Here is a 658-nt window from a genome sequence, read left to right as displayed (position 1 = left end):
ACCTTCGTGGCAGGGCTCGCGCATGACGGCATTCTGGCGCCGTTGCTGATGGACACGCCCATGACCGGCGAGATCTTCCGCCAATGGTTGGTCGAGCGCCTGATCCCCGAAATGGCGCCCGGCAGCATCGTCGTTGCCGACAATCTGCCGGCGCACAAGGTCGCCGGCATCCGGGCGTGCCTGGAAGACGCCGGCATGGGGCTGCTCTATCTCCCCGCCTACAGCCCCGACTTCAATCCGATCGAGCAGSTCTTCGCCAAGCTCAAGCACCTGATGCGCAAGGCCGCAGAGCGTACCCACGACGCAACCTGGCGACGCATCGGCTCCATACTAGACACCTTCAGCCCAGATGAATGCCGCAATTACTTGCTCAACTCCGGATACGGATCAAGCTAATGTCATCCGACTCTAAAAAAGAACCCTCTATGCCAGCGAGCAGGACCGTCTCGACGTTGCGATAGCGCGCGAGATCTGGCGAGCAGCGCAAGCGGGGTTCGACTTTGGCGCGCTGGTCTTCATTGATGAAACCGGTGTGACCACCAGCATGGCGCGAGCCCATGGTTGGGGCCGCAAAGGCCAGCCGATCCTGGGCCAGGCGCCGCATGGCCATTGGATGACATCGACCTTCGTGGCAGGGCTCGCGCATGACGGCATTCTG

Annotated in this window: 2 protein-coding genes; one reads left to right on the top strand and one right to left on the bottom strand. The window is 62.1% G+C overall.

All coding sequences use genetic code 11. From position 1 onward, the window contains the following. On the top strand, positions 1-396 hold a 396-nt coding region (locus AC1DT7_RS24215), incomplete at its 5' end, for a transposase (RefSeq protein ID WP_478038877.1). On the opposite strand, the gene AC1DT7_RS24210 is transcribed toward AC1DT7_RS24215, so the two are convergent. Beyond that, positions 371-658 (bottom strand): hypothetical protein (locus tag AC1DT7_RS24210; protein ID WP_478038875.1); only part of this gene is annotated, 288 nt, incomplete at its 5' end. The two genes, AC1DT7_RS24215 and AC1DT7_RS24210, sit on opposite strands and share 26 nt — an antisense overlap.

This window comes from Sphingomonas sp. P3_C6, assembly GCF_056402595.1.
This window is presented reverse-complemented; position numbering and strand designations above follow the sequence as displayed.